This is a genomic window from Arthrobacter sp. NPDC058288 (assembly GCF_042880995.1).
Taxonomy (GTDB): Bacteria; Actinomycetota; Actinomycetes; order Actinomycetales; family Micrococcaceae; genus Arthrobacter.
This window is the reverse complement of sequence record NZ_JBHVYH010000010.1, coordinates 103,162-130,057: the sequence shown is the minus strand read 5'-3', so window position 1 is coordinate 130,057 and position 26,896 is coordinate 103,162. Positions and strand designations below refer to the sequence as shown.

General features: G+C 66.0%; 27 protein-coding genes and 2 tRNA genes. 10 read left to right on the top strand and 19 right to left on the bottom strand.

Features of this window, described 5'->3' with window-relative positions; genetic code table 11:
* Positions 1–81: 81 nt before the first annotated feature.
* A complete protein-coding gene (locus ACFVWT_RS21100) occupies positions 82–828 on the bottom strand; it encodes a phosphoglyceromutase (RefSeq protein WP_305939784.1) in 747 nt (248 codons plus the stop codon).
* Positions 829–929: 101 nt separating this feature from the next.
* Here ACFVWT_RS21100 and ACFVWT_RS21095 point away from each other — a divergent pair, with 101 nt between their 5' ends.
* The gene (locus ACFVWT_RS21095; protein ID WP_390251344.1) at positions 930–1,805 is read left to right on the top strand and encodes a class I SAM-dependent methyltransferase; all 876 of its coding nucleotides are present in this window, start codon (positions 930–932) and stop codon (positions 1,803–1,805) included.
* Positions 1,806–1,819: 14 nt separating this feature from the next.
* On the opposite strand, the gene ACFVWT_RS21090 is transcribed toward ACFVWT_RS21095, so the two are convergent.
* The gene (locus tag ACFVWT_RS21090) at positions 1,820–2,173 is read right to left on the bottom strand and encodes a DUF2516 family protein (protein ID WP_390251342.1); all 354 of its coding nucleotides are present in this window, start codon (positions 2,171–2,173) and stop codon (positions 1,820–1,822) included.
* A gap of 9 nt (positions 2,174–2,182) precedes the next feature.
* Positions 2,183–3,367 carry a trans-sulfuration enzyme family protein gene (locus ACFVWT_RS21085; RefSeq protein WP_390251340.1) on the bottom strand — a complete coding sequence of 395 codons (1,185 nt, stop codon included), beginning with the start codon at positions 3,365–3,367 and terminating at the stop codon, positions 2,183–2,185.
* An 89-nt stretch (positions 3,368–3,456) separates the two neighbouring features.
* Here ACFVWT_RS21085 and tmk point away from each other — a divergent pair, with 89 nt between their 5' ends.
* The 3 genes from tmk (at position 3,457) to ACFVWT_RS21070 (ending at position 6,925) form a co-directional block, all read left to right on the top strand.
* The gene (gene tmk, locus ACFVWT_RS21080; RefSeq protein WP_390251338.1) at positions 3,457–4,137 is read left to right on the top strand and encodes a dTMP kinase; all 681 of its coding nucleotides are present in this window, start codon (positions 3,457–3,459) and stop codon (positions 4,135–4,137) included.
* A complete protein-coding gene (locus tag ACFVWT_RS21075; RefSeq protein WP_390251336.1) occupies positions 4,134–5,276 on the top strand; it encodes a DNA polymerase III subunit delta' in 1,143 nt (380 codons plus the stop codon). The genes tmk and ACFVWT_RS21075 overlap by 4 nt, the downstream gene beginning before the upstream one ends.
* Before the next feature lie 74 nt (positions 5,277–5,350).
* On the top strand, positions 5,351–6,925 hold the full coding sequence (locus tag ACFVWT_RS21070) for an alpha/beta hydrolase (protein WP_390251334.1): 1,575 nt from the start codon (positions 5,351–5,353) through the stop codon (positions 6,923–6,925).
* A gap of 30 nt (positions 6,926–6,955) precedes the next feature.
* On the opposite strand, the gene ACFVWT_RS21065 is transcribed toward ACFVWT_RS21070, so the two are convergent.
* Complete coding sequence (locus ACFVWT_RS21065) at positions 6,956–7,732, bottom strand: HAD family hydrolase (RefSeq protein WP_390251332.1); 777 nt, start codon at positions 7,730–7,732, stop codon at positions 6,956–6,958.
* 237 nt (positions 7,733–7,969) lie between these two features.
* Between ACFVWT_RS21065 and ACFVWT_RS21060 the strand changes: the two genes are divergently transcribed.
* A tRNA-Thr gene (locus ACFVWT_RS21060) sits at positions 7,970–8,042 on the top strand.
* 262 nt (positions 8,043–8,304) lie between these two features.
* On the opposite strand, the gene ACFVWT_RS21055 is transcribed toward ACFVWT_RS21060, so the two are convergent.
* The 6 genes from ACFVWT_RS21055 to ACFVWT_RS21030 form a co-directional block, all read right to left on the bottom strand.
* Positions 8,305–8,895, bottom strand: coding sequence for a hypothetical protein (locus tag ACFVWT_RS21055; protein WP_390251330.1), 591 nt, complete (start codon positions 8,893–8,895; stop codon positions 8,305–8,307).
* A gap of 138 nt (positions 8,896–9,033) precedes the next feature.
* Positions 9,034–9,780, bottom strand: coding sequence for an NUDIX domain-containing protein (locus ACFVWT_RS21050; protein WP_390251328.1), 747 nt, complete (start codon positions 9,778–9,780; stop codon positions 9,034–9,036).
* Positions 9,777–10,886: an AAA family ATPase gene (locus tag ACFVWT_RS21045; RefSeq protein WP_390251326.1), complete on the bottom strand. Its 1,110-nt coding sequence runs from the start codon at positions 10,884–10,886 to the stop codon at positions 9,777–9,779. The genes ACFVWT_RS21050 and ACFVWT_RS21045 overlap by 4 nt, the downstream gene beginning before the upstream one ends.
* A gap of 1 nt (position 10,887) precedes the next feature.
* Positions 10,888–11,556 (bottom strand): nicotinamide riboside transporter PnuC, encoded by a 669-nt coding sequence (gene pnuC / locus ACFVWT_RS21040; RefSeq protein WP_390251324.1) that lies wholly within the window; start codon positions 11,554–11,556, stop codon positions 10,888–10,890.
* Between the two features lie 97 nt (positions 11,557–11,653).
* On the bottom strand, positions 11,654–12,118 hold the full coding sequence (locus ACFVWT_RS21035) for a hypothetical protein (RefSeq protein WP_390251322.1): 465 nt from the start codon (positions 12,116–12,118) through the stop codon (positions 11,654–11,656).
* A 110-nt stretch (positions 12,119–12,228) separates the two neighbouring features.
* Positions 12,229–12,636 (bottom strand): hypothetical protein, encoded by a 408-nt coding sequence (locus tag ACFVWT_RS21030; RefSeq protein WP_390251320.1) that lies wholly within the window; start codon positions 12,634–12,636, stop codon positions 12,229–12,231.
* Positions 12,637–12,819: 183 nt separating this feature from the next.
* Here ACFVWT_RS21030 and ACFVWT_RS21025 point away from each other — a divergent pair, with 183 nt between their 5' ends.
* The gene (locus ACFVWT_RS21025) at positions 12,820–14,049 is read left to right on the top strand and encodes an MFS transporter (protein WP_390251318.1); all 1,230 of its coding nucleotides are present in this window, start codon (positions 12,820–12,822) and stop codon (positions 14,047–14,049) included.
* Here ACFVWT_RS21025 and ACFVWT_RS21020 read toward each other — a convergent pair.
* A complete protein-coding gene (locus ACFVWT_RS21020) occupies positions 14,005–16,842 on the bottom strand; it encodes a cation-translocating P-type ATPase (RefSeq protein ID WP_390251316.1) in 2,838 nt (945 codons plus the stop codon). The two genes, ACFVWT_RS21025 and ACFVWT_RS21020, sit on opposite strands and share 45 nt — an antisense overlap.
* 81 nt (positions 16,843–16,923) lie before the next feature.
* Complete coding sequence (locus ACFVWT_RS21015; RefSeq protein WP_390251313.1) at positions 16,924–17,418, bottom strand: hypothetical protein; 495 nt, start codon at positions 17,416–17,418, stop codon at positions 16,924–16,926.
* Between the two features lie 86 nt (positions 17,419–17,504).
* On the opposite strand from ACFVWT_RS21015, the gene ACFVWT_RS21010 reads away from it, so the two are divergent.
* Together ACFVWT_RS21010 and ACFVWT_RS21005 are read left to right on the top strand one after the other, a co-directional pair.
* Positions 17,505–18,467, top strand: a complete 963-nt coding sequence (locus ACFVWT_RS21010) for a hypothetical protein (RefSeq protein ID WP_390251310.1) — start codon at positions 17,505–17,507, stop codon at positions 18,465–18,467.
* Between the two features lie 39 nt (positions 18,468–18,506).
* On the top strand, positions 18,507–18,743 hold the full coding sequence (locus ACFVWT_RS21005) for a hypothetical protein (protein WP_390251307.1): 237 nt from the start codon (positions 18,507–18,509) through the stop codon (positions 18,741–18,743).
* Between the two features lie 78 nt (positions 18,744–18,821).
* On the opposite strand, the gene ACFVWT_RS21000 is transcribed toward ACFVWT_RS21005, so the two are convergent.
* The 7 genes from ACFVWT_RS21000 to ACFVWT_RS20970 all read right to left on the bottom strand — a co-directional run bounded on the left by ACFVWT_RS21000 (position 18,822) and on the right by ACFVWT_RS20970 (position 25,374).
* Positions 18,822–19,667 (bottom strand): aldo/keto reductase, encoded by an 846-nt coding sequence (locus ACFVWT_RS21000; protein WP_390251305.1) that lies wholly within the window; start codon positions 19,665–19,667, stop codon positions 18,822–18,824.
* Between the two features lie 118 nt (positions 19,668–19,785).
* Positions 19,786–20,241, bottom strand: coding sequence for a hypothetical protein (locus ACFVWT_RS20995; protein WP_390251303.1), 456 nt, complete (start codon positions 20,239–20,241; stop codon positions 19,786–19,788).
* A 7-nt stretch (positions 20,242–20,248) separates the two neighbouring features.
* Positions 20,249–20,872, bottom strand: coding sequence for a bacterial proteasome activator family protein (locus tag ACFVWT_RS20990; RefSeq protein ID WP_390251301.1), 624 nt, complete (start codon positions 20,870–20,872; stop codon positions 20,249–20,251).
* 151 nt (positions 20,873–21,023) lie between these two features.
* Entirely contained in the window at positions 21,024–21,215 is a 192-nt protein-coding gene (locus tag ACFVWT_RS20985) for a YbdD/YjiX family protein (protein WP_390251299.1), read from the bottom strand.
* A gap of 13 nt (positions 21,216–21,228) precedes the next feature.
* On the bottom strand, positions 21,229–23,529 hold the full coding sequence (locus ACFVWT_RS20980) for a carbon starvation CstA family protein (protein ID WP_390251297.1): 2,301 nt from the start codon (positions 23,527–23,529) through the stop codon (positions 21,229–21,231).
* Positions 23,530–23,717: 188 nt separating this feature from the next.
* Positions 23,718–24,254, bottom strand: a complete 537-nt coding sequence (locus ACFVWT_RS20975; RefSeq protein WP_390251295.1) for a PadR family transcriptional regulator — start codon at positions 24,252–24,254, stop codon at positions 23,718–23,720.
* Between the two features lie 136 nt (positions 24,255–24,390).
* Positions 24,391–25,374: an NAD(P)H-quinone oxidoreductase gene (locus ACFVWT_RS20970; RefSeq protein WP_390251293.1), complete on the bottom strand. Its 984-nt coding sequence runs from the start codon at positions 25,372–25,374 to the stop codon at positions 24,391–24,393.
* A 123-nt stretch (positions 25,375–25,497) separates the two neighbouring features.
* Between ACFVWT_RS20970 and ACFVWT_RS20965 the strand changes: the two genes are divergently transcribed.
* A tRNA-Ser gene (locus ACFVWT_RS20965) sits at positions 25,498–25,585 on the top strand.
* Positions 25,586–25,756: 171 nt separating this feature from the next.
* Positions 25,757–26,590: a VOC family protein gene (locus ACFVWT_RS20960; RefSeq protein WP_390251291.1), complete on the top strand. Its 834-nt coding sequence runs from the start codon at positions 25,757–25,759 to the stop codon at positions 26,588–26,590.
* Positions 26,591–26,896 lie beyond the last annotated feature (306 nt).

The window sequence follows — 26,896 nt, the reverse complement described above, 5'->3', positions numbered from 1 at the left end:
ATACTCGAAAAAAAAACCCCGGACCCCGCAACCCCGCCCGCCGGCCCGCCCCCCCCTGGACCCGGGCCCGCCGTCGTTCGCTTATTTCTTACCCTGGTTCGCGACTGCCTTGATGGACTCGGCAGCGGCCTCGGGGTCGAGGTACGTGCCGCCGGGGTTGAGCGGCTTGAAGTCCTCGTCGAGGTCGTAGACCAGCGGGATGCCGGTGGGGATGTTCAGGCCGGCGATGGCTTCGTCGCTAATGCCGTCAAGGTGCTTGACGAGGGCGCGCAGGGAGTTGCCGTGGGCGGTGACCAGGACGGTTTTGCCGGCCTTGAGGTCTTCCTTGATGTCCGATTCCCAATAGGGCATCAGGCGGATGAGGACGTCCTTCAGGCACTCGGTGCGCGGCAGGGCGTCGCCCAGGTCCGCATAGCGGGGGTCGTGTGCCTGGGAGAACTCGCTGTTGTCATCCAGGGGCGGCGGCGGGGTGTCGTAGGAACGGCGCCATTCCATGAACTGCTCTTCGCCGTATTCGGCCAGCGTCTGGGCCTTGTCCTTGCCCTGCAGGGCGCCGTAGTGGCGTTCGTTCAGGCGCCAGTCGCGCTTGACCGGGATCCAGCCACGGTCGGCCTTGTCCAGGGCGATGTTTGCCGTATTGATGGCCCGCTTCAGGAGGGAGGTGTAGAGGACATCCGGGAGAACATTGTTCTCAACCAGGAGCTCTCCGCCGCGTGCTGCTTCCTCGCGGCCCTGGTCGTTGAGGTCAACATCCACCCAGCCGGTGAACAGGTTCTTTGCGTTCCATTCGCTGTGGCCGTGGCGCAGCAGAATCAGCTTGTAAGTCATGGTTTTCATCCTAGCCGAGCAGGCGGCGGCACCGCCGAGCGTTACATCGGGCGGGCGTAATGGGGGCGGGCCGCCGGGGGCGGGACCGTTAGGCTTGTCCGGTGGTGCAGAAAGCTGAACGGGTGGCCGCTGCCCGGACCGGGAGCGGAGCCAGGAGTGTCGGAGGCAGCGCCGTCGGCAGAGGCGGCAGACCGGTGGGCAACGTCACCCGCGGCACCACCAACCCCAACCGGATGCGGCGCCTGGACCGGTGGCTCACGGGGACGCAGGCCTGGCGACTGCGACGGGCAGCTGATCCGCTCGTCATCGACCTCGGGTACGGCGCCTCGCCGGCCACCGCCGTCGAACTGTTCGAGCGTTTGTCCACCGTGCGCACTGATGTCCGTTTGGCCGGGATAGAAATCGAGCCGGCGCGGGTCCGGGCGGCCAAAGCCCTGGAACGGGACGGGCTGAGCTTCCACGTGGGCGGATTCGAGATTCCCGTGCCCGGGCGCCCGGTGATAGTCCGGGCGTTCAACGTCCTGCGGCAGTACGAGGAAGCGGACGTTGAGGCCATCTGGGCACTGGTCCGGGGCCGGCTCGGCCCCGGCGGGCTGTTCATCGACGGCACCTGCGACGAGATCGGACGGCGTGTGACGTGGGTGGCGCTGGACGCCGGCGGGCCGCTGAGCCTGAGCATCTCCATGCGCTTCGGCGGCTTCACAATGCCCTCGGAGATTGCAGAGCGGCTGCCGAAGGCGCTTATCCACCGGAACGTGCCCGGTGAGAAAATACATGGTTTCCTGCAGGCACTGGACAAGGCCTGGCTGGATGCAGCGCCGCTGGCCGCGTTCGGGAACAGGCAGCGGTGGACCGCTATGTGCCGTTCCATGCTCGACGGCGGCTGGTCGGTCCAGGATGGGCCGTCCCGCTGGCGGCTGGGCGAGTTAACCGTCGGTTGGGACGCGGTGGCGCCCGCCCGGGGCACTACCTCCTGACGAGGGGCGGCCTGCTACCAGGGGCCGTAGGGCCCCATGTTGCGGCTGCCGCCGCGGCCGGCGTCCTTCACTGCGGGCCGCACGTCGGCGAGGTACACCGACGCTGCGGTGACTGCCGCGAGCCCGAACAGGCCCAGGGTGCCGAAACCGCCGCCTCCGCCGCCGAAGAGCGAAAGGCCGCCAATGGCCACAGCGCCGCCCGTCAATGCCAGCCAGAACGTCTTGGTCCGCTTGGAAACAGCCTCAAAGGCATTCGCCTTGTGGCGCAGGCAATCAAAGAACGCCCATGCTTCAAGACCAAAAGCCACGAGCGCAAGGATGAAATAGACCCAGGTCTCGACGAAGATAATCAACTGTTTTCCGTCCACGTCCCCAGCCTAGCCGCCCAACGCGTCCAGGGCCTGCTCCAAATCGGCCCAGAGGTCTTCAACGTTTTCAATTCCGACGCTCAGGCGGACCAGGTTGTCCGGTACGCTGACCGGCTCGGCCACGTGGCGCCGTCGTCGTTCAATCAGCGACTCAACCCCGCCCAACGAGGTCGCGGGAAGCCACAGGTGCAGGGCGCGGACCAGCTTATCCGCGGCGTCGGCTCCATTGAGGCCGCCGGCGGGGGCGATCTGCACGCACAGGACGGAGCCAAAGCCCTTCATCTGTGATTTGGCGCGTTCGTGGCCGGGATCCGTTTCCAGCCCCGGGAACCGGATGCCCTCGATCCGGGGGTGGTTGCTCAGCCGCCCGGCGAGGACGGCCGCCGACGCCTGCGAGCGCTCGATGCGCAGTGCCAGGGTCCGCAGTCCGCGCAGTGCAAGCCAGGCCTCGAACGGTCCGGCGATCCCGCCGTGGATGATGCGGTGGTGCAGCAGCGTCGCGCGGATGGCAGCGTCGGAGGTCACCAGGGCGCCGAGGACGACGTCGGAATGCCCGGCCAGGTATTTCGTGACGGAGTGCAGGACGACGTCGGACCCCAGGCTCAGCGGCTGCTGGACCAAGGGCGTGGAAAAAGTGTTGTCCGTGACAACAATGGCACCTGCCGCGTGGGCGGCGGCGGTCAGTGCCCGGATGTCCGCGATGCCGAGCATCGGGTTCGTGGGGCTTTCCAGCCACAGCATGCTGGCGGGCCGGCCCTCCGCAGGAGCCAGCAGTGCCTTCACGGCGTCGGTGTCCGCAATGTCAACGGTGCGAAGTTCAAACAACCCCTTCTCCGCGAGTTCCGTTGCCATCACCAATGAACCGGCATAGCTGTGCGAGGGCATCACCAGCACTCCCCCGGCCGGGATGAGGGACAGCGCCGAACTGACGGCAGCCAGCCCGGAGGCGTACAGCAGCCCCGGAAGGGACGCCCCCTCGAGCTGTCCCAGGGCTTCTTCGAACGGGTCCCAGGTGGGGTTTGAATATCGCCCGTAGCCGCGGTCGCCGTCTGCGAGCGGTCCGGTCCCGAAATAGGTGGAGGACAGGACGATGGGCGGGTTGACTGGCGCATCGCGTTTGCGGGGCGGGCGGCCGGCGGCCACAACCACCGTTTCAGCCGACAGCGCGGCAGCCTGCTGTTCGGAAAGACTCATGGTCACAGAGTACGTGGGAGGCCCACAACGCAGGAAAGGCGTTACGGCCGGGCACCTACGGTGTCGGTGATTGTCGGTAGGCTGGTCATGTGACTACCCAGAACCCCGGATTGTTCATCGCCTTCGAAGGCGGCGACGGCGCAGGCAAGTCCACGCAGGCCGCAGCGCTGGCCGGGGCCCTTGATTCGCGCGGCTTTAACGTGCTGCGCACGCGGGAACCGGGCGGCACGCCGATCGGAGAAAAGCTGCGCTCCCTCGTGCTGGACCACGGCCACGGCCACATCGACGCCCGCACCGAAGCCCTCATTTTTGCCGCGTCCCGCGCGGCCCACGCGGACCAGGTCATCCTGCCCGCCCTGGTCCGCGGCGACATCGTTCTTACCGACCGTTACATCGATTCCTCGGTGGCCTACCAGGGCGCCGGGCGGGAGCTCGGAACCGCGGCGGTGCGGGACCTGAACGAATGGGCCACCTCGGGCCTGCAGCCGGACCTTACCGTGCTGCTCGACGTCGACCCCGCCGTGGGCCGCCTCCGCCGGACCGCGGGCGACGCCGCAGAGGACCGGATGGAATCCGAAGCCGACGAATTCCACGCCAAGATCCGCACCGCTTTCCTCGACCTTGCCGCCGACCGGCCGGACCGCTACCTGGTACTTCAGGCACACCTGCCCGTCGACGAGCTGGCCGGTCTCATTCTGGCCCGCGTGGAAGCGCTGTTGGGATCCCGGCGTGTTTCCAGGCAGGTCACTGCAGAAGGCGTGGCCCCGTGACCGTCTGGGATGACCTGCAGGGCCAGCCCGCCGTCGTCGCCCAGCTCCGCCAGGCCGCCCAGGGCGACGGACTGACCCACGCGTGGCTGTTCACCGGACCGCCCGGCTCCGGCCGGTCCAACGCCGCCAAGGCCTTTGCCGCTGCCCTCAACTGCGACCAGGAAGACGTCACCAGGCGCGGCTGCGGTGAATGCGCGGCCTGCCTGACGATCCTGGGTGAAACGCATTCGGATGTGGCGTTCGTCCGCACCGAAAAAGTCACCATAACCATTGATGAAGCCCGGGAACTGGTGTCCACCGCCGGAAACCGCCCCTCGTCCGGACGGTGGCGGATCATTGTGGTCGAAGACGCCGACCGGATGGCGGAGCGGACCACGAACGTGCTGCTCAAGGCAATCGAGGAGCCTACTCCCCGCACCGTGTGGATGCTATGTGCGCCTTCTCCGGCGGACGTCCTGGTCACCATCCGTTCCCGTTGCCGGCCGGTGGCGCTGCGGCTCCCCCCGGCTGCCGACGTCGCTGCTCTGCTGGTGAGGCGCGACGGCGTTGATCCGGCTCTCGCCGAACGCGCCGCCCGTGCGGCACAGAGCCACGTCGGCATTGCCCGCCGGCTCGCCCGCGATGCCGACGCCCGCGAACGGCGAATGGAAACCGTCCGCTTCCCGCTGGGACTGCGGGGAATCACCGCGGCGGTCCTGATGGCCGAAAAGCTGGTGAAGATCGCCACGGAGGAAGCCAACAGCTCCAACGAGGTGCGCGACGCCGAAGAGAAGGCGGCTCTCCTCGCAACGCTCGGCGCTCCCGAGAGCGGCACCCTGCCGCCCGCCATGAGAAGCCAGATCAAGCAGCTGGAGGATGACCAGAAGCGGCGCGCAAAACGCTCCATCACTGATTCCCTTGACCGGACTCTCACGGACCTGCTCTCGTTTTACCGGGACGTGCTGATCATCCAGATGGGGAACGCCGTGGAACTGGTGAACGTTGAACTCAGGAGCGAGCTGGCCGAGTTTGCCGCCCGTTCAGGTCCGGAGGCAACGCTGGCGCGGATGGATGCGATCAACAAGGCGCGCCAACGAATCACCACCACCAACGTTGCACCCCTGCTGGCCATCGAATCCATGGCCGCGAGCCTGATCTAGTGCGGTCCCTCCCAGTCCCCTCACGCCGCCCGATGTTTCCCCGAGCCCACGCCAAGTCCCTCAAGGAGCCCTGCATGAAGCCTGCCCGACGTCTGCCCCTGCGGTCACGGTCCGGATCGACCGCGGCCAAGGCAGCTGCTGGCGCCCTGGCCGCGTTGCTCGCGTTGACGGGCTGCACCCTCTTAGGCCAGCCCGACGGCGGATCGGCCGGCGGGAGCACCGGCAAAGCCGACCCTTCCATCGCCGAGGCGGCTCCCGAAGAGCTCCGGAACTTCTACTCCCAGGAGGTGTCCTGGACGGCCTGCGAGGACAAGCTTGAGTGCGCCAAAATCAAAGTTCCCGTGGACTACAGCAAGCCCCAGGGCGACAGCATCGAGATTGCGGCCCTCAAGATGAAGGCAACGGGCAAAAAGACCGGCAGCCTGCTGGTCAACCCGGGCGGCCCGGGCGGCTCCGGATACGACTTCGTCAAGGACGCCGGCGCCACGAACATTTCCAGCGAAGTGCGCGCCAAGTACGACCTGGTGGGCTTCGACCCCCGCGGAGTGAAGCGGTCAGCTCCGGTCACCTGCCTCACTGACCAGGAACGCGACGAGTCCCGCGCAAAGAACTACGACCTCAGCTCGGATGCCGGCCTGGCGGCCGCCCTGGCCGACAACAAGGCAACGGCTGCCAAGTGCGCCGAGAAGACCGGCCCGGTGCTGGCGCACGTGGACACCGTCAGCGCCGCCAAGGACCTGGACATCCTGCGCGCCGTGGTCAACGACGCCAAGCTGAACTACCTGGGTTACTCCTACGGCACCTTCCTGGGATCCACCTATGCGTCGCTGTTCCCGGACAACGTGGGCCGCATGGTGCTTGACGGTGCGCTGGACCCTTCCCTCAGCAACGAGGAGCTCACCAGCGGCCAGGCCCGCGCCTTTGAGAAAGCCATCCGGGCATACGTGCAGAAGTGCCTCGGTGACAAAGACTGCCCCTTGAGCGGCACCGTGGACAGCGGTGTCCAGCAGATCCGCGACGTGGTGCAGGCCGTGGACGCCAACCCGCAGCGTGCCCAGGACGGCAGGCTGGTCACCGGATCGGCCTTCGTCAGCGGCCTCATCCTGCCCCTGTACAACGACGACAACTGGCCCCTGCTCACCCAGGCGCTGGACGCGGCCCTCAAGGGCGATCCCTCCCCCATGCTGCGGCTCGCCGACTTCGGCGCCGACCGCGATCCGAGCGGAAAGTACACGTCCAACAGCGCCTTCGCCTTCAACGCCATCAACTGCCTGGACTACCCCATGGTGACGGACCCGGCTGCCATGCGGGCCGAAGAGCAGAAGCTGCGGCAGGAATCCCCCACCCTGGGCTACTTCTTTGCATACGGCGGCACCAACTGCCAGGACTGGCCCTACAAGAGCATCCGCACCCCTGCACCCGTGGAGTACCCGGGCTCGGCACCGATTGTGGTGGTGGGCACCACCGGTGATCCCGCGACACCGGTGGAATGGGCCGGCGCCTTGCGAAAGCAGCTGGGCAACGCTTCCCTGGTGACATGGAAGGGCGAAGGGCACACCGCGTACGGCCGCTCGAACAGCTGCGTCACCGACGCCGTCGACGGCTACTTCCTGACCGGCGAGGCACCCGCGGACAACACGCAGTGCTAATCCGGCGGGCTGCCGCGCCGGCTTAGCGGGCTAGGCGGACCGGGGCGCCAGAATCAGCGGCACGTCACGGACGGACTGCACGACGGCGGTGGCCCCCGCCGCGCGAAGCGCCGGCTCCCGGTGTGCCCCGGTGAGGACCCCGGCCACCGTGGTGGCGCCGGCCCTCAGCCCCGATTCGATGTCCGCGCAGCTGTCACCCACAACGGCAACCTTGCGGACATCATCCAGGTCCAGCGCCAGGACGGCCGTCAGGATCATGTCCGGATAGGGTCTGCCCCGCCCAGCATCGGCCGGGCAGAGGCTCAGGTCCGCCAGCCCCATCCAGCCAAGGCTTTCCAGCACCATGTTCTGCGTGTGGCGGCCGAACCCGGTGGCCAGGCAAACCATGACGCCGGCTTCGCGCAGCCAGCCTATGGCGTCCTCGGCGCCGGGAACGGCCCGGATGATGCCGTCTGCTATAAGTTCATCGCAGCTGCGCTCGAAGAACGTGTACGCCGCAGCGGCCCGCGAACGATCCTCGAACAGGTGGCTGAACACAGCGAGTTTCGACATCCCCGCGGCCTCCCTGGTGTACCGAAGCATGCGCTCAAACTGCGCCGACCCTTCCGCAACACCCTGGTCAGCCAGGGTGCGGGTCATGGCACGCTCCAGCAGGCCGCCGTCGAACACTGTTGTTCCCACCATCGCCAGCACGGCCAGCCGGACTTCCTGCCGGACATTTTCGGCGGCGCCCGGCAGGGCGGGGGCCGCTGCCGGCGCGGTTTCCCATACTTCCCGTGCGGATGCGTCTGCTGTGTCCGGAATCATGGCCCAAGCCCCTTCGCTGAGAAGCGGCCGCCGACGCGGCCGCATGTGGTCATTCCACGATGCAGGCGCTCCCGGACACCCTGCTGAACCCGCCCCGACGGCCGGGTGAACATCCAGACAACGTCGGAGACAGCGATCCTGCGCGCACATGAATGGCTCATTTTGACCCGGGCAAGGGACTCTATTACAGTTGTCTCTTGCATGATCCGCCCGGTTCTTCCGGGAATTTCATGCGGTGCTTCCTTAGCTCAGTCGGTAGAGCGTTTCACTCGTAATGAAAAGGTCATCAGTTCGATTCTGATAGGAAGCTCGGGAAGAACCCCGTATGACCCCTAGTTCTAGGGGTTTGCGGGGTTTTTTACTGGTTAAGCCCGAACGCTCGATGAAGAAGGCTGCCGGGCGGGCAAGATTGACCGGGTAAGGACGGATTGGGGGATCCAGGGCGCCTGTGCCGTGTTCCGCTCATCGGTCGCAGCCAGCGGGCCCGAGGATAACCGGCAGCCCGGCTCGGACCCGCTTCCAGGAAAGCATGCCCACGGTAGTTAGGGCCGCGCCGATCAAGCCCAGGACTATCACCTGCCGCCTTCCGGGTGGAGGGTTACTGTCCTAACTCCGCATCTCAACTGCAGCACGTACGCGGCGGATTCGAGCCGGCAGTCCTGGTCTTTGACCCGGGGCCAGCCCGAAAGCTCGGGCGCGCTTTTGGCCTGCTTGTAGTGGAACTCATCGTGCTCGGTGTAGACGTCGACGCTGTCGCCGTCGAACCCGTCCTGTTTGATGAGTACGGACTGCCCGTCCGCGGCTGTAACCTTCACGGTGTCCCCGATGCCGAATGCGCCCAGAGCCGTGAAGATGAAGATCAGGCCGACGCACGGCAGGGCAGCCGCGGCCGCGGCCACTATGGTCCAGCCGATGATTCGCCGTGGTGCCCTTTTGGTAATGCGGCAGATCAATGCCGGCAGCAGGAGAGACAGTCCAACGGCGCCGGACAGGAGCGCCACGATCAGGAACCAGGACGCGATGGAGTCCGCAGGGATGCCGACGTAGAGGAGCAGGCCCTTCCGGGCCGCGGCCCCGTACGCCTCACTGATGACAAGGTCTGCCCAGGTGCACAGAGCCGCTGCGACGATGAGGGCGCTCCCCCAGACTTCTCTGCGTTTCATAAGTTGGACTGGTCCGAGCGCTGACCGGTAGCCACAGCCTGAGCATCCTCTATCGTCTGTGCCGGCGCCACGGCCGGCGCAGGAGCGGGGGCTGCCGGCGGCGGCACGACTACCGATTCTCATTGATACCAAGCTGAATCATCCCGCCCTGGGTTTGGTCAGCGGTGGATGGATGTGCTGGTCGCTGGCGGTGAACAAAGCTGCCGGGGCGCCTGTGGCCGCTTGTGACTTCCTGCCGGTGTCTTCGAGCTGGGGCATCATCTTCCGGGTGAAGTTCCCCGCTGTCAGGGTGGTGTTCCACACAGCGTCGTAGACGGTGCGGAGCTGGGTCATGGTGAACTCGGCGGGCAGCAGCCGGGCGGCCACGGTGGTGTATTCCATTTTGCCGGCGAGCCGGTCCAGTCCGTCGCGCAGGATGGCGGCGTGGTCGAACGCGAGGTTCCCGCTATCGAGCACGTCGTGGACCGGGTGCCAGGCAGCGGATGACGCGTCAGTGCCGGCGGAGATCTCCGGCAGGGCCTGGCCGTCGGTGGCCAGTAATGCCAGATGTGCCACGGAGACCACCCGCATTCTGGGGTCACGGTCCGGATTGGTGTAGGTGGCCAGCTGCTCGACGTGCACCGGCAGCTGCCCCAAATCCAGGCTGGTTTCTTCGGCGAGCTCCCGGTAGGCGGCCTGTTCAGCGGATTCCAGGGGGCCGACGAATCCGCCGGGAAGCGCCAGCGCGCCTTTGAACGGGTGGCCGCCGCGGCGGACGAGCGCGGTGTGCAGCACTCCCCCCGATACCGCGAAGACCACCAGGTCGGCCGTCAGTGCGATCGACGGGTAGTCCTGGGGCTTGTAGCTGTCCAGGAACTCCTTCTCGGCCTTCGAGTTGCGGCTCATGCCGTTGCTCCTTCCAGGACGGTGCGGGTAGCCCAGGGAGGCGAGGTGAATTTGCTCCGTTGCATGAGGATGAGCTCGATGATCTCGACGGCGGTCTGCTTGCGGCGTTCGTGGTCGCCGCTGACCAGGATCCAGGAGTGGCCTTCTGCGGTCAGGGCCTCCTTGAACCATTCGGTCATTTCGGCCCGGCGGTGTTCGCCTTCGCGCCAGCCGTCGTCTTCGAATTCCACACCTTCGTGATCGGTGATCAGGTACAGGTCCCGGGGCGGCAGGTTGCTGGCGGCGAGGTACGAACCGTAGCTGCGTTCGCCGATGTAGAACCGTTCCCAGAGGGTGGTGGCCAGGGAGTCGGTGTCGGCGATAACCAGCGGACAGGCATCGGCCGCGGCGTTCTCCATCTCATTCTGCCGGGTCGCGATGCGGCCAAAGTCCTGCTCGGTCCAGACCATGTCCTCAAGGACGGCTTCCTGCTTCTTTGCGCGCAGGGCGTCGAACTTTTCGTACGTGTAGTCGCGGCCGTATTCGGGGACATCTGTGAGCCCGGGAAACCGTGGGCGGTAGTGTTCGGTGAGCGCCTTGGCCAAGGTGCTGGTACCGCTGGATTCGGCACCGACGAGGATGATCCGGGTGGCCAGGCCCTGCCGGGCAGGGCCGATAATGTAGGGCCAGGCGGACCCGAGGTCATCCCGGCAGAGTGTCCCGCTGATCGGGAAGGTGGTCCGTGACTGGTCCACAAGGACGTGCTCGGCACCGAACGCCCGGGCGAGCTGGGCCCCGTATTCTTCGGAGCTGAACACCGCCTCGACTTCTGTCACCCCGAGGGTCTTCAGGGCCAGGCGCATCAGTTCGCTCTGCGCCTTCCAGATCTCCTCGGAGTTGTAGTCTTCCGGACAGTCGTTGGGCATCCCGATAACGTGCACTCCGGCGATGTCCTCGAACTCGGCCGCCAGCCAGGTGGTCCGGTCGGCGACGGTGATGGACTCGAAGCGGTTGCCCAGGACCAGGACCGAGACGTTCTCGGACTGTGCGGCGGCGGTGTTGATCAGGTGGGCGTGGCCGGCGTGCGGCGGGTAGAACTTGCCGATGACCATGGAGTTCTTGTACATCTCAGGCTCCTGCCGTGACGGACTCGGGAGAGGCGGCCGGGGCTTCCAGGGTGCGTGTGCGCTTCCAGTCAATGAGGCCGTAGATGCACAGGGCGAGGAAGCCGATATAGAGGATTGCAGTGAGCGTCAGGCCGCGGCTGAAATACAGCGGAATGGAGACAACGTCGATGAGGATCCACACGTACCAGTGCTGAAAGATCTTCTTCGCCTGCCCGTACGTGGCGACCAGGGAGGCGGTCAAGGCGAATGCGTCCGGCCAGGGCACTACAGAGTCGGTGCCGTGCGTGAGGATCATGGCGACCCCGGCCGTACCTGCCACGGTGGCGCCCAGTCCGAGGAGCATCTCCTTGGGGTTGGCATCCCGGATGGGAAGGTCGTTCGTGCCGTCGGTGGCGGCGTTGCCACGGATCCAGTTGTACCAGCCGTAGATGGCGACGGCGGCGAAGATGACCTGCAGGACGGTTTCGCCGTAGAGGCCGGCGCCCAAGAACAGGACGATGAACGCCAGGTTGTTCAGGATGCCGATGGGCCAGTTCCACAGTTTCTGCCGGGCGACCCCGTAAACGCAGGCGGCGCCGGTGACGAAACCGATGATCTCGATCCAGCTCACGGGGTTGCCGAGGAGGTTGGGGATGGCTGCGGAGTTCATCCAGTCGAGCAGGGCGTTCATGTCGCTCCCATCATTGTTATCAAGCTGACAATAATTACCTTAGCAGCATTATTGTCATTGTGATAAAAATCCTCGGGGTAACTTCCGTAGCGTGGGACTAGACGGTCGGGGCCGACCGCACTCTCCGGCGGTACCTGATGTTGTTGACAAGTGAGACTGCGCTGGCCAATAGAAGAATCCAGCCGGGCAAGGAAATGACGTTCACTTGCCGCGTGGCCTTGTCATCGTAGGGAATCTGCAGGGTTCTGCTGATGTCGTCGGGGTGGTACGCGACCTCGATCGGATCGCCGATTTCGTGGGCACAGGGCTCGGCTCCGAGGCCTGGACGAGTCCGGTAGGCAACTCCGTCGACAATCAGCTCGGCGATCGGTGAGCAGATGCCCTTGGAGGCGATCTCTTGGTCGACGACGGTTCCGTTAGTGAGCACGCTGCCTTCCCGGGGAGGGTGGCTGTTGAAAGTGATCACCCAAAGGATGGCGATGATAATCCCTGCGATGGATACGCGTGGCCCGAAGTGCGGCTCCTTGATGGGTGGCCGCGTTGGTGCTGATTCGGTGTCCATGATGCTCCAGAGGCCTTCCGAGGTCGGTGTTCTCCATAAGGAGACATGCGTAGATCAGTATTCCTCATCGACCGCACGTGGATGCCCTGCCTGCAAAGCAGGCCGGGTCGTCACCGGCGTTTGAAGGTGACCCCTCCGATGAGCCCTGCCAGTGCTGCCGGGAGTGCGAACAGACCAAAGATCTGCGGCATGAACGATGGCGGCGTGGTGATCATCGTGGCCAGGCCCACCAAAGCCACCGGTGCCGCAACGCAGAGCGTTACCCAGAGCGGATATTGCCGGATCTGGGACCAGACTGCGGCGGCGATGGACGCTGCCGATCCCGCGAGCATGAACAGCCTGCCGACACGCAGCCGCTCCACAAACTCGGGTACCGGCTCGTAGGCGAACAACATGGTCCGTTCCAGGGAAATACCCGTCATGATGATGGAGACTCCGACCAACGCGGCCCATGGCAGTGCCCGGCTCCTCCACCACCGGCGGACAACGTAGCGTTCGCCACTCGGTGAGTTCGTCACCCTGTGATCTTATCCGCTGGTCGGTCGACGGCGGCAGGCAAAAGGCGGCCGGCAACAGGGCGCCCGGCAAAAGCAGTAGCTATTGTTTTCCTGCCGGCCGTCCGAAACCCTTGAGCTGTGAAACCGCATCCTTCTGACCGGGCCGCTCCAGGCCGCCGGGCGCCTGTGGGCTCGCCATGGCGAATGGTGCTTGGATTCGGACTGGTCAGCCTGGCCGTCGACGCCGTGTCCGACGGCGCGCGCCCTCTCGCCGGCCCCCTGTTGGCCCAGCTGGGTGCCTCCGCCCTGGCGGTCGGGCTGGTCACCGGCGCTGCCGAGGCCGCAGCCCAGGGGCTCCGGCTGGTCTTTGGCCCATGGGCAGACGGCACGGGTAAATACTGGACGTTCACCATTGCCGGCTATGCCCTAACCGTCGGGTGTGTTCCCTTGCTGGCTGTTACACCCGTTGCGGGTGCCGCGGGGCTGATGCTGGCGTCCGCTCTGATCATTGGCGACCGAGTCGGCAAGGCCGTGCGCAGCCCTGCGAAGACCGTCCTGCTTGCCTCCGTTGCCGGGCCTGTGGGGCGCGGGCGGGGGTTCGCCGTTCACAAGTCGCTGGACCTTGCCGGCGCATTTGCAGGGCCCCTGATCGCCTCCGCGGTCATCGTAGCCACCGGATCCCTGTGGCCGGCCTTTGCGGCCCTGGCTATTCCCGGGGCACTCGCCATGGCCCTCCTTTTCCGGATGCGGGGCCGCGTACCGGAACCACAGCGAGCGGCGGAGCAGCAGGCGACGCCGAACGCGCCGGGTGGGCCTGACACCCCGGCTGCCCTGGGACATGCTGACATGCCGGCGGAACGCCTTTCCAGCGAGTTCCTCGTCTTCGCCCTCTCCGCCTTCTTCTGGAGTGCCGGCCTGGTGGCCTTCGGTGTCATCGCGTTCCATCTGACGGCCGCGGTTGATGTCCCTGTGTCGGCGGTCCCGCTGGTTTACGCTGCCGCAATGGCGGCGGCGGCGCTGGGAGCCCTCGCCAGCGGATACGCTTACGACCGCGCCGGCGGTGCCGTGCTCCTGGTCCTGCCTGTGCTGATTGCTTCCATCCCGGTGCTGGCATTTTCCGCCAGTATGGGACCGGTGCTGGCCGGAGTCCTCGTGTGGGGTGCCGCCACGGGCATCCAGGACTCAACTGTGAAGGCGCTGGTAGCCGATCTGGTGGTGCCTGCAAGACAGGGGACGGCCTACGGAGTCTTTGCCGCGTTCGAAGGAGGCGGCGCACTCGCCGGCGGAGCCTTGTACGGCGCGCTGTACGGCTCCCGTCCTGCGCTCACTGCCGCCGTGGCGGCCCTGCAGGCAGTGGCGATGGTTCTGCTGGCGGCCACAGTAGTCCGGTCACGCCGTCGCCCCTTTGCGGAGCCGGGCCCCGAGCCTGAATGACAGTTTCCGGAGTTCGCCAAAAGCCAGCACTGCGGACGCCAGGAGGACACACATCGTCCAGTGGTATGCGTCCATGGACGCAGTCCCGAACGCCCGCTGCAGGAGCGGCACTTCAACCACGGCGACCTGGAGAACAACAGCCACCGCGACAGCGCCCCACAGCCATTTGTTGACGAACAGACGGTGAAAGGCGCTGGAGGTCTCGGAACGCGAATTGAACGCGTTAAACAGCTGGGCAAACACCAGGGTGGTGAACCCGGCGGTGCGTGCCACCTGCAGGGAATCATCGCCTTCCACCAGCCCGCCCGGCAGGAACATGTCGATGCTGAGCAGGGAGGCAAGCCCCATGACAAAGCCCACCGACAGGATTCCGGACCACATACGCCGCCCGATGATCCGCGCCGTGGCCTGACGGGGCCTGCGGGCCATGACGTCGTCGATCTCCGGGTCCACGCCCATGGCGAGCGCCGGCCCGGAGTCCGTCACCAGGTTGATCCACAGAATCTGGGTGGCGAGCAGGGGCAGCGCAACGGCTTCGCCCGGAGCCCCGGCCAGCCCCAGGGCACCGGCGAAGACAACGCCGAGAAACACCGTGAACACTTCTCCCATGTTGGAGGACAGGAGGTAGCGAAGGAATTTTTCGATATTCTCGAAGATGATGCGGCCCTGCCGGACGGCAGAGACGATGGTCGCGAAGTTGTCATCGGCCAGGATCATCTTGGACGCTTCCTTGGTCACCTCGGTCCCGGCAATGCCCATCGCGATGCCAATGTCCGCCGACTTGAGCGCCGGCGCATCGTTGACCCCGTCCCCCGTCATGGCCACCACGTTGCCCTGCGCCTGGAGCGCATCAATGATCTGCAGTTTGTTCTGCGGGGCCACCCGCGCATAGACGGAGGCGGAAGCGGTAACGGCGCGCAGCCCTTCCTCGTCCAGCGCATCAAGCTCGGCTCCGGTGACAGCCCGCTCCCCCGTTCCCGCGATCCCCAGGTCGCCGGCTATCCGTGCCGCGCTAAGCGGATGGTCTCCGGTAATCATCAGCACCCGTATTCCGGCGTGCTGTGCTGCGGCCACCGCGGCGGCCGCCTCCGCCCGGGGAGGGTCGATGATGCCCACCACACCGAGGTACACGAGCGTGCTTTCGTCAGCTTCGTCCAGCACCTCGAGTTCGTGCCTGTCCTCGTCCCCGTAACGGCGATAGGCCACGCCGAGCGTCCGGAAGGCCTGCGCGGACAAGGCATCCACCGCAGCAAGCGCCTCTTCGCGGCGCCCGTCGTCCAGAGGGACAATGCGCGCACCCACCTGCAGGCCGGTACAGCGCCCGAGCAGCACGTCAGGGGCACCTTTGGTGATGAGGGACACGGTGCCCAGCTCCTTGTGGTGGGCCACAGCGGACATCAGCTTGCGCTCCGAGGTGAACGGGACCTCGCCATGGCGTTCATATTCACCGACGCGCTCGGTGACACCTTCCAGCTTTCGGGCGGCGACGAGGAAGGCGGCTTCGGTCGGGTCCCCCTGGATCTCCCATTCGCCGTCGTGTTCCCTCAGCTGTGCGTTGTTCGCGAAGGTGCCGCCGGCAAGGACCAGACCGGCTTCAAAGAGCACAGCCGGATCAACATCGTCACGGCCGTCCTGGCGGGCACCGCCTTCCGGCCGGTACCCGACCCCCGTCAGTTCCACCTCGCCCGAGGCCGTGACAATCCGGCCCACCGTCATCTCATTCCTGGTCAGTGTCCCGGTCTTGTCCGAGGCGATCACCGTGGCGGAGCCCAGAGTTTCCACCGAGTGGAGTTGCTTGACGACGGCGTTGTGGCGGGCCATGCGCTGGACGCCCAGCGCCAGCACTACCGAAAGGATGGCGGGCAGTCCCTCGGGGACAGCCGCAACGGCCAGCGATACGCCGAGCAGCAGGACGGTCACAAGATCGCCCAGTGAGGCAACTCCATTCACCGCAACCACCGTGGCCATCACGACGACGGCGATGACGATCACCGTGATGCCCAGCATCCGGCTCACTCCCGCAATTTCCTTTTGGAGCGGCGTGGGCTCGGCGACCGTCCGCTCCAGCATCCCGGCGATGGCGCCGACCTCCGAGTCCATGCCCGTTCCCGTCACCACTGCGCGGCCCACGCCTTGGGCGACGGCCGTGCCTTTGAATACCATGTTCAACCGGTCCCCCAGCGGAACACTGCCGGCCAACGTACCCGGATCCTTAAAGACCGGTTCGCTTTCTCCCGTCAGGGAAGCTTCGCTGACACGTAGCGACGTGGCGGTGAGCAGGCGGGCATCCGCACCGACGGCGTCGCCCTCGCCCAGCGCAAGGATGTCACCGCGAACGAGCCCGGCGGAGGGCACCGTCTTCAGCTGTCCGTCGCGAAGGACCGTGGAGTTGGCGGCGGTCATGACCTTCAGTGCAGCGACAGCGGTCTCGGCCTTGTTCTCCTGGACGAATCCTAGAACCGCATTGAACAGGACCACGGCACTGATCACGAGGGCATCGACCGGAACGCCGTGTGCGCCTTCCACCGCCCAGGCCACGACGGAAATTGCGATGGCTGCCAGCAACAGGTAGATCAGCGGATCCTGGAACTGGGCCAGCACCCGCCGCCACCACGGTTGCGGCGGCGCGGACTCGAGTTCGTTGGGACCGTCGCGCGCCAGCCGGCGTGCGGCTTCGTCCGAGGCCAGGCCGGTACCGGGGTCAACGCCATAAGCGGCCACCGCCTCGGCAGCATCGCGGAGGTGCCAGGGACCGGCATCGTGGGATACCGCCTGGCGGGGATCATCAGTCATCCCGCTGTCACCCACATGGCCAACGCTCGCTCACCGGCGGACGGCAGCGCAAGGGGCCAAGGGCCCCGTCCCGTCCCCGGCCTACCGGCCCGCCCACACCGACGCAGCACCGGAGTGACCGGTGATGATGCTCTGGTAGATCAATACCGCTCCGGCAACGGCTCCGGCGGCCAGCAGGGCGGTCCGAACTGCACGATTACTCCCCAGGCGCGCCATGAGGCCCCGGGCCCCCATAAGGTCCAGCCGCCGGGCAAACGGTTCGTAGGTGACCGCCAGCATCATCGCGACCACCACAAAGAAGGCCACGGACAGATACTTCAGCAGGTCGCCTTGTTCAACGTGTTCGTGGATGAGGTTCGAGGCCGGCCTGGCCTTTTCCAACTGCTCACCTGCCTGCGCGGTCAGCAGCGTCAACGGGACCAGCCCGAGGGACAGCACTCCCAGCGGCCACGCCAGGTGCCGTCGCGCGGCCCGCCACACGCCGTAGATGATGGCCGCCAACCCTGCTAGCGGAGCCAGGACGACGACGCCGTGGATGAGCAGGATATGGGCGGGCAGCCCGGCAATTTCGATCATTCGAAGTCCTCCAGTACGACGTTGATACCCCTGTGGTTTGGTGCGCTGACGCACTGACTACTCCACAAGGCCCCTATGATGCTCGCATGGGAGAGCAGGAATTAGTGGAAATTGCCTCCGCGCTCTATCGGCTGCCGCTCGAAGGATTCGTGGCTGCCCGGACAGCCGCGGCGAAGACGGCTGCCGCGGACAGCGGGCGTGACCTCGCCGAGGCCGTCCGCGCCCTGCCCAAGCCGTCCGCCGCTGCCTGGGCGGTGAACATGCTTGCTGTGCACCGCCCGGAATCGCTCCGGGAGCTGGCAGAGCTGGGAACCGCCATGCGCAGCGCCCAGGAAGACCTCGACGCCGGCGCCCTCCGGACGCTGTCGCAGGAGCGTCGCCAGCTCCTCAACCGCGTGATGGGAACCGTGCGTGAAGTGGCGGAACAGCAGGGACGCAAGGTGAGCGCCGCCGTCGCATCAGAGGTCGAATCGACGCTGCGGGCTGCCACTGTTGACGAGGGTGCTGCGGGAGCAGTGCGGAGCGGCCGCCTGCTCCGGGTACTGTCGGCGGACGGCGTGGACCGGGTGGACCTCCGGGATGCCATGGCCGTCCCCGGCGCCACCGCGCTGCCGGCCGGGCCGCCGTCGGACGCCGGCCCGGGCGTGGAGGCCGCTCCGCCGGACCGCATTTCGGCGACGCGTTCCGCTGAAAAGCCGCGGTTGAAGGCGGTGGGGACGAAGCGTCCGGCTCCCACGCCGTCGTCGGTCGAACGCGCCGCGTCCCGCCTGGCCGAAGCGGAAGAGGCTGCCCGGTCAGCGGCAGAGGAAGCCCGGGACCGTGCAGCGGAATTCGAGGAAGCCGTCCAGGCGATGACACGGCTCGGCGAAGAAGCCCGCAGCCTCCGCGAACGCCTCACAAAGGTGGACGAGGAATTCGAGCTGGCAAGGAAACAGCGGGCGTCCGCCGCCGCCCGGATGCAGCTGGCGGCCCGCGCCGCGGAAAAGGAACAGCGGGCGGAGGTTCTCGCCCGGGAGAGAGTACTCCGGCTTCGCAACACGCCGGACTGAGTGGCCATTACTGTCAGAGGCCGGTTGCACACTGGATTCATGGATACAAACCTCAGCACCAGCCAGGCAACCACTCCGGGCCGCCTCGGCGGCGACGCCGCGGCGCACCGGGAATTCCACGTCACCTACTTCGATGCCGACTGCGGATTGATCCGCACGGAAGCATTCGACACCCTGCCGGAGGCGGAGCGTTTTGCCAGCCGGAACGTCACCGACGAGGACGGCTGGGCTGTAATCGATGCCGTTCCGGCGGAACAGGGACGGCTGGCAGCCTAAGGAAACGCAGGGGGCCCCGCACTGCGTGAGTGCGGGGCCCCTGACCGGGACTAATTCACCGGGCCTTGCCGACGACGCTTAGGCGAAGTCGGAAACGGCCGGGTCCGGGCCGATGCGGCCGGCGCCTTCAGCAGTCCGGTCCAGACCGTTGATGGCCTGGATGTCCGCCTCGTCCAAGGTGACTTCCAGGGCAGCATAGTTCTCGCGGATCCGGGACTCCGTGACGGACTTCGGAATCACCACGTTGCCGATGGCCAGGTGCCAGGCAATGACCACCTGGGCGGGTGTGGCGTTGTGCTTGGCCGCGATCTCCGCGATGGCCGGGTGCTCAAGGAGCTCGCCGCCCTGGCCCAGCGGCGACCATGCCTGGGTGAGGATGCCCTTGGACGCGTTGAATTCGCGCAGTTCGGCCTGGTTGAAGAACGGGTGCAGCTCAACCTGGTTGATGGCCGGGACAACGCCGGTCTCGTCGATGATCCGCTGGAGTCCCTCGGTGGTGAAGTTGGAAACGCCGATGGACTTCACTCGGCCGCGCTTCTGAAGCTCGATCAGCGCCTTCCAGGTGTCCACGTACTTGTCCTGCTGCGGCTGCTGCCAGTGGATCAGGTACAGGTCCAGGGTTTCGAGGCCCAGGCGTTCCATGGACGCCTCAAAGGCCGCAAGGGTGGACTCGTATCCCTGGTCGGCATTCCACAGCTTGGTGGTGATGAAGATGTCCTCAGGCTTCAGCCCGGAGCGCTCGATGGCGCGGCCCACGCCTGCTTCGTTGCCGTAGATCTTGGCGGTATCGATGTGGCGGAATCCGGCCTCGAAAGCCTGGACCACTACCTTTTCTGCTACGTCGTCCTCGACCTGCCACACTCCGTAGCCAAGCTGGGGAATGGTGTTGCCGTCGTTGAAAGTCAGTTCAGGAGAAGAAGTCATTACCTCATAGTGCCAAGGTCGGTACGGCCCTGCCAGCAAAAACGGCCGGCTAAGCTAGGCGCTTAACCGGGAATAGCGGCCCTGCCTCCCGGCACACGGGGCCGGTTCCCCCCGGCCCCTACGATTCCGGCTGCTGCTCGGCAAGGCGCCGCTCGGCGTCGGCAATCTGTTCAAAGACCGACTCCGCCCGGCGGCGGACCGAGGCCGCCCCTACCGGCACGGGACCGACGGCGAGGCGCAGCATCGCCGCCGCCTCCGCTGTGGTGGCGAGCGAGTTGCCGGCCTTGGACAGCGAGCGATGCACGCCCGCCAACGCTCCCGGGATGTCCAGCCCTTCGCTGGGTGACCGCCGCTGGGCTTCGACGCACACCTGCCGGACCCGGACCGAGAGGGCGGCAAGGTCGTTGGCGATCTCCACTAGCTCGGCATACAGCCGGTCATCCTCCACGCCTTCCAGGACCTGATGGAAGCGGTCAAGCCCGCGAACAAAACGGTCGTGGGCGCGGCGCCACAGCCCTTTGCCGAGCTCGGCGTCGTCCTTGCGCCCTTGGCGGGCGGCCGCGAAAAATGCCACGCCGAGCCTAGAGATACTGGCCGGGACCGTGGTCCGGGTCCTCCGGCGCGCCTGCACGCTCCGGGCCGGGATGCGGTGCGCGGGCACGCTGCGGCTCGCCGTCCTCTCCGATCACGACGCCGGGCGCGATCACCGTGCCCGGCGGCAACTGGCGAAGCTGCCGCTGTGCCACTGCATGTTCTCGGGCGGCATGCTGGGCGGCGATGGCGGTCTGGATGCCATGGAACAGCCCCTCCAACCAGCCGACAAGCTGGGCCTGGGCAATGCGCAGCTCGGCATCGGACGGCGTGGCCTGTTCCGGAAACGGCAGGCTGATCCGTTCCAGCTCGGCGACGAGTTCAGGCGCCAGCCCGTCCTCGAGTTCCTTGATGGAGCGTTCGTGGATCGCCGCGAGGCGGCCGCGCGCGGCTTCATCCAAGGGCGCGGACTTCACTTCATCCAGCAACTGCTTGATCATGGTGCCGATCCGCATCACCTTGGCGGGCTCGTCAACCAGGTCCTGGAGGCTGCTTCCCTTGGGCCGGGTTCCGGCTTCTGGGGTCAACGCCGGACCGGACGGGGCCGCATCGTCGAGGGTGGTGCCCTCTACCGGGGCCTCAACAGCAGGCTGAGTGTCGTTCGGATCGCTCATGGGTTCATACTCTCACGAGCCGCCAGCGCGGGCGCCAGTCAATGAACCCGGTTGACGCGGACTGTGCCGGCAATGCCCCGGAAAGGCAGGGGGCGCCGTCGGACCTTAACGATCCGGCGGCGCCCCTGGCGCAAGTGTGCTCAGCAGCCGTTCAACAGCAGCGGCCCTGGGGGTTGCTGTCCTGGCGGTCCGTGTGGTCCCGCCAGAACTCCCGCTCGGTCATGGGAGCTTCCGCATGTTCCGAGGCTGCATGGTGCTCCAGGTACTTCGAGTAGGCGTCCGCACCCATCACCCCGCCGAAGTAGCGGGCGAAGCCACGAAAACCTTCGAGTATCGCGTTCATGACCGTCTCCCTGTCAGTGGTGTGCGGACTTTTCGAGCCGCAGCTCGGCGGGAAGTTTGTTCCATTCGGCCATGAGCTCCCGCTCGGCCGGTGTGGGAATGAATCCCGCCGGCGCGTAGGTCCGCGAGGGCACTGCCGGGTCCTCGTGGTCGGCGTGGTCGATCCCGTCCCGTGCATTGCGGAATGCCTTGGCGGTTGCCACGATCGCCGAGACGATGACGATGATGCTCAGCACCACGAAGATCACCGACAGCCAGCCCTGGATCATGGTGTTGCGGACCACGGCCTCCATGGCCGCGACGGTCTTGGCGGTGCCGAATTCCTTCTTCCCGTCGGCCAGGGCCTTCGCGAAGGCTGCGTTGTTGGCGAAGTAACCCACCGCCGGTACCGGCGAGAAGATCTTCTGGAAGCTGGCAGTAATAGTGACAACCGCTGCAAAGGCCAGCGGAAGGGCCACGATCCACAGGTACTTGAACGAGGCACGCCTGGCCGCGATGGCCATGCAGACGGAAAGGGCGATCGCGGCGAGCAGCTGGTTTGCGATTCCGAACAGCGGGAACAGCGTATTGATGCCGCCCAGCGGGTCAGTGACGCCCATCAGCAGCACCGCACCCCAGGCACCCACCATGATGGCCGTGCAGAGCCAGGCTCCCGGACGCCATGAGTGTTCTTTGAACTTGGGGATGAAGTTGCCGATGGAATCCTGCAGCATGAAGCGGGCCACGCGGGTGCCCGCGTCAACGGCGGTCAGGATGAACAGCGCCTCGAACATGATGGCGAAGTGGTACCAGAACGCCATCATCGCCGTGCCGCCGATGAACTGCTGCATGATGTGGGCGAGGCCCACGGCGAGCGTGGGTGCGCCGCCGGTGCGCGACACAATGCTTTCCTCGCCGACGTTCCTGGCGGTCTCGGCCAGGAGGTCCGGGGTGAGGTTCACACCGGCCAGGCCCAGGCTGTTTACCCAGGTGGCGGCCGTTTGCACCGTGCCCCCGGTCAGGGCCGCCGGGGAGTTCATGGCGAAGTACAGCCCGCGGTCGATGGAGATGGCCGCGACGAGGGCCATGATGGCCACGAAGGACTCCATCAGCATGCCGCCGTAGCCGATCATGCGCGCCTGGCGTTCCTTTTCGATCAGCTTCGGGGTGGTGCCGGAGGCGATCAGGGCGTGGAACCCGGATAGCGCGCCGCAGGCAATCGTGACGAACAGGAACGGGAACAATGCCCCGGGGAACACGGGCCCGTTCTCCCGGCTCGCGAATTCGCTGAAGGCCGGAACAGAGATTTCGGGGCGGACCACGATGATGGCCAGCGCCAGCATGACGATCACGCCGATCTTCATGAACGTGGAGAGGTAATCCCGGGGGGCCAGCAGGAGCCACACCGGAAGGATGGCGGCGATGAAGCCGTAAACAACCAGGCCCCACGCGATGGTGACCTTGTCCAGAGTGAAGAACGCTGCACCCCACTCGGTTCCGGCCACGGCGCCGCCGCCGATGATGGCAGCCATCAACAGCACGAAGCCGATCAGCGACACTTCCAGGACCTTGCCGGGCCGAAGAAAGCGCAGGTAAACGCCCATAAAGAGGGCGATGGGGATTGTCATGCCGACGGAGAAGACACCCCAGGGGCTTTCGGCCAGTGCATTCACGACGACGAGGGCCAGGATGGCCACGATGATCACCATGATGAGCAGGGTGGCGATGAGAGCGGCGGTGCCGCCGATCACGCCAAGTTCCTCGCGGGCCATCTGGCCCAGCGAGCGGCCTCCGCGGCGCATGGAGAAGAACAGCACAAGGTAGTCCTGCACTGCCCCGGCCAGTACGACGCCGATGATGATCCAGATGGTGCCGGGCAGGTAGCCCATTTGGGCCGCAAGTACAGGGCCCACCAGGGGCCCGGCGCCGGCGATGGCGGCAAAGTGGTGGCCGAAGAGGACGTTGCGGTCCGTGCGGACGTAGTCCTTGCCATCCGCTTTGTACTCCGCCGGAGTGGCGCGGCGGTCGTTCGGCCTGGTGATGTACCGTTCGATCACCTTGGAGTAGAAGCGGTAGCCGATCAGGTACGTACAGACAGAGGCGAACACAAACCAGATCGCGTTGACTGTTTCGCCGCGGATGATGGCCAGCATGAACCAGGCAACGCCGCCAAGCAGGGCGATTGCCGCCCAGATGGCGATTTTGGCAGGTGTCCATTTACGCTCTTCGGCCTCGAGGACCCCCTCGTCCACCGATGTCGGTGGGAGCTTTGGATCAGGCACCAGCGCGTCTCCTGATAATCCTGTCCGCGCCTTGCCATCCGGCATTTTGCCCATGTCTCCTCCTCGAGAACCCCTGCTGAAATTGATCTCCCCTTCGCACCATACCAACGCCGGGGACGCACGGATACTGCTTTGGGACGGAGTGCCCTCAACGCCTCGCCGAACGGTCGGACGGCAGCGATGAGCGGCGGGAATCCCGGGAGGCGGGCGGCGGTGGATTGCGGGCCCGGGTTCGCCTCTGCCTACGAGGAAGGTGAATTCAGTTGCGCCATCCGCGCCTCGCAGAGGTCCAGCCACCGGACTTCGGCTTCGGTCTGGAAGATCAGCGAATCCAGCACGAGCAGCCAGGCGGTGTCGGCCCGGCGCTGGCTGGCTGAAGCGTCCCGACGGGACTTGGTATAGTCCTGCAGCGCCTTCATTGACGCGACGCGCTGGGCCTGGATGACAGCTGCGACATCCACGCCGGGAATGGTCACGGCGAGGGCGAGCTTGATGGCGAGTTCGTTCCTGGGAGGATTGCCGCGGCCAACGGGGGCTTGGAACCAGCCCGTCACTTCGCCCCGGCCGGCATCCGTGATGCTGTAGATAACGTGGCCCTCGCCGTCGCCGCCGTCATTCCTGACCAGCCCGTCCCGTTCCAGCCGGTCCAGCGTGGTGTAGACCTGTCCGATGTTCAGCGGCCACGCGGAGCCGGTGCGGTCCTCAAACTCGACCCTCAACTGGTACCCGTAGCGGGGCTTGTCCTGGAGCAGGGCGAGGAGACTATGGCGAATGGACATGCTGCCCCCTGATGTCGCATAAGACGACGGCATACACGCGCCCCCAAGACGCGTGCATACCGCGTATGGAATTACATTAGCGTGATTCAGCCCTCGGGGCAATACCGGGTATTCATCCACGCGCCGGATGGTCCGGCTACATGACCAGCAGGACCTTCCCCACGTGGTCGCCTGAGTCGAAGTATTCGTGGGCCGCGCGAACCTGGTCAAGCGGGAAGGTCCGGGCCACCAGCGGCCGGATGCGCCCGTCGGCCAGGAGCGGCCACACAGCTTCGCGGACGGCATTCATGATCACGCCCTTCTCCGAGACCGGACGCGGACGCAGAGCCGTGCCGATGATGGCGGCCCGCTTACTCAGGAGCTTCCCGAGGTCCAGTTCCGCCTTGGCGCCACCCTGGAGCCCGATCACGATGAGCCGGCCGTAGTCCGCCAGGGCGTCAACGTTCTGCCCGAGATACTTGGCGCCCACCACGTCCAGGATGACGTCGGCACCGTGTCCGCCGTTTTGTGCGCGGAGGGCCTCGGGAAAGTCCTCTTCGGTGTAATTGATGGCGATGTCCGCTCCGAGGAAGGCCTTGGCCGTGCCAACCTTCTCCGCAGTTCCGGCTGTTGCGGCCACCGTGGCGCCAAAGGCTTTGGCGAGCTGGATGGCCATGGTGCCGATGCCTCCGGTGGCGCCGTGGATCAGCACCGTCTCACCCGGCTGCAGCTGCGCCGTCATAATCAAATTCGAGTACACCGTGGCCGCCACTTCGGGGAGGGAGGCAGCGGTGACCAGGTCCACGCCGTCGGGAATTCTCAGCACCTGCTCGGCAGGGACTGCCACCTGCTGGGCGTAGCCCCCGCCCGCGAGCAGCGCCACCACCCTGTCCCCCACGGAAAACGGCTTGGACACGGCGGGGCCGAAGCCTGCTATCCGGCCGGACACTTCCAGGCCAAGGATCTCCGATGCCCCGGGCGGCGGCGGGTAGAAACCCCGGCGCTGCTGGACGTCGGCGCGGTTGAGGCCGGCGGCGACGACGTCGATCAGAACCTCGCCGGGACCGGGAACCGGCGCCGGAACCTCGCGAACTTCGAGCACCTCTGGCCCGCCGGCCTCGCTAACGTAGACGGCCTTCATGGTGAACTCCCGATTCCTAGCTGCTTCCTGCCACAAAAAATAGTCTGCAGCGGCGGCGCCCGCCCGCAAACACTCCGGACGGTTTTTGTCGCAGCCAACTGCCTATGAAACACTACTCGGTAAGGAAGGTTGTCCGAGCGGCCGAAGGAGCTGGTCTTGAAAACCAGTGTGCGGTAACCCCGTACCAAGAGTTCGAATCTCTTACCTTCCGCGAAGAATGCCCCGGATCCTGAAGAATCAGGACCCGGGGCATTTTCCGTTAAGGGAAAGTTCGGGCCGGGACCATTGAAACTGTCGGCGCTCCGGAATAGTCTCTGGTTTGTCGTCACTGACCAAGCCTTCTCCGCAGCCTTGTTTGCCGCGGAAACCGACAGGAGCCACCATGCCCAGCCCTGACATCACTCCCGGAGCACCCTGCTGGATCGACCTCATGACGTCTGACACCGAGAAGGCCCGGCGGTTCTACGGCGGGCTGTTCGGCTGGGACTTCCAGGCCGGCGACCAGGAGAAGTACGGCGGCTACATCACCGCCACGAAGAACGGCAAGTCGGTGGCGGGCATCATGCAGAAGGACGAAAGCCAGGCCGGGATGCCCGACGCCTGGTCCACCTACCTGCGTTCCGACGACGCAGCCGCCACAGCTGCTGCCGTCACCGAGCACGGCGGCCAGGTCTTTATGCCCCCGATGGACGTACCGGAACAGGGGGTCATGGCAATTTTCGGCGATGCCACCGGCGCCGCCATCGGCATCTGGCAGCCGCGCGAAATGACCGGTTACCAGCTTGTGGCCGAGCCCGGCGCACCTGCGTGGCACGAGCTTCACACCAAGGACTACCCCGCCGCCGTCAAGTTCTACGAGGACGTCTTCGGCTGGGACACCGACGTCATGAGCGACACCCCGGAGTTCCGTTACACCACCCTGGGGGCGGGAGACGCGGCGAAGGCAGGCATCATGGATGCCTCCGCGTACCTGCCCGCCGAAGTCCCGTCCAACTGGCAGGTCTACTTCGCCGTGGAGGACGCCGACGCCTCGATCGACAAAGCCGTCAGCCTCGGCGCGCAAGTGATCGACGGGCCGGACGACACCCCGTTCGGCCGGCTGGCAACCCTTGCCGACCCCACCGGTGCGATGTTCAAGATCGTGGCCGACACCGGCCAGGACACCGACCAGGGAGCGGGCGATCCGGCCGAATCAGGAGATACCACCGGGGCCTGAAACGTCCTCGCATTTCAATTAAGTAAATTGATCTAAAAAATACCGGCCAGCGGCTTCCATCGGAGCTACTGGCCGGTATTCTTTTGCCATGTCCGGCACATGGGGTGGGCCGGCATACGCACAAATCCAAAAAACACTGTTGCCGGGACCGGGCCCATGCCGCCCCGCGGCCGGCAGTGAACGTTTCGCTGGGGGACGTCTCGCAGAATGCACGCTGAATCAACTGCACGTTCATTCGACTCTGTTTTGCTGTGCCGGAAACTACTTGACCAGGAGTAAAGTCCGGGCCCAATGTCCGCGCCACAA

Coding starts and splice junctions, on each gene's coding strand:
- ACFVWT_RS20975 (WP_390251295.1), bottom strand. CDS start 24,254: ATGTCCATTCGCCATAGTCTCCTCGCCCTGCTCCAGGACAAGCCCCGC.
- ACFVWT_RS20985 (WP_390251299.1), bottom strand. CDS start 21,215: ATGAACGCGATACTCGAAGGTTTTCGTGGCTTCGCCCGCTACTTCGGC.
- ACFVWT_RS21050 (WP_390251328.1), bottom strand. CDS start 9,780: ATGAGCCGCAACTCGAAGGCCGAGAAGGAGTTCCTGGACAGCTACAAG.
- ACFVWT_RS21035 (WP_390251322.1), bottom strand. CDS start 12,118: ATGGACACCGAATCAGCACCAACGCGGCCACCCATCAAGGAGCCGCAC.
- ACFVWT_RS21085 (WP_390251340.1), bottom strand. CDS start 3,367: ATGAGTCTTTCCGAACAGCAGGCTGCCGCGCTGTCGGCTGAAACGGTG.
- ACFVWT_RS21025 (WP_390251318.1), top strand. CDS start 12,820: ATGGTGCTTGGATTCGGACTGGTCAGCCTGGCCGTCGACGCCGTGTCC.
- ACFVWT_RS21020 (WP_390251316.1), bottom strand. CDS start 16,842: ATGACTGATGATCCCCGCCAGGCGGTATCCCACGATGCCGGTCCCTGG.
- ACFVWT_RS21010 (WP_390251310.1), top strand. CDS start 17,505: ATGGGAGAGCAGGAATTAGTGGAAATTGCCTCCGCGCTCTATCGGCTG.
- ACFVWT_RS20970 (WP_390251293.1), bottom strand. CDS start 25,374: ATGAAGGCCGTCTACGTTAGCGAGGCCGGCGGGCCAGAGGTGCTCGAA.
- ACFVWT_RS21045 (WP_390251326.1), bottom strand. CDS start 10,886: ATGTACAAGAACTCCATGGTCATCGGCAAGTTCTACCCGCCGCACGCC.
- ACFVWT_RS21100 (WP_305939784.1), bottom strand. CDS start 828: ATGACTTACAAGCTGATTCTGCTGCGCCACGGCCACAGCGAATGGAAC.
- ACFVWT_RS20960 (WP_390251291.1), top strand. CDS start 25,757: ATGCCCAGCCCTGACATCACTCCCGGAGCACCCTGCTGGATCGACCTC.
- ACFVWT_RS21015 (WP_390251313.1), bottom strand. CDS start 17,418: ATGATCGAAATTGCCGGGCTGCCCGCCCATATCCTGCTCATCCACGGC.
- ACFVWT_RS20990 (WP_390251301.1), bottom strand. CDS start 20,872: ATGAGCGATCCGAACGACACTCAGCCTGCTGTTGAGGCCCCGGTAGAG.
- ACFVWT_RS21000 (WP_390251305.1), bottom strand. CDS start 19,667: ATGACTTCTTCTCCTGAACTGACTTTCAACGACGGCAACACCATTCCC.
- ACFVWT_RS21055 (WP_390251330.1), bottom strand. CDS start 8,895: ATGAAACGCAGAGAAGTCTGGGGGAGCGCCCTCATCGTCGCAGCGGCT.
- ACFVWT_RS21005 (WP_390251307.1), top strand. CDS start 18,507: ATGGATACAAACCTCAGCACCAGCCAGGCAACCACTCCGGGCCGCCTC.
- ACFVWT_RS20980 (WP_390251297.1), bottom strand. CDS start 23,529: ATGGGCAAAATGCCGGATGGCAAGGCGCGGACAGGATTATCAGGAGAC.
- ACFVWT_RS21070 (WP_390251334.1), top strand. CDS start 5,351: ATGAAGCCTGCCCGACGTCTGCCCCTGCGGTCACGGTCCGGATCGACC.
- ACFVWT_RS21065 (WP_390251332.1), bottom strand. CDS start 7,732: ATGATTCCGGACACAGCAGACGCATCCGCACGGGAAGTATGGGAAACC.
- pnuC (WP_390251324.1), bottom strand. CDS start 11,556: ATGAACGCCCTGCTCGACTGGATGAACTCCGCAGCCATCCCCAACCTC.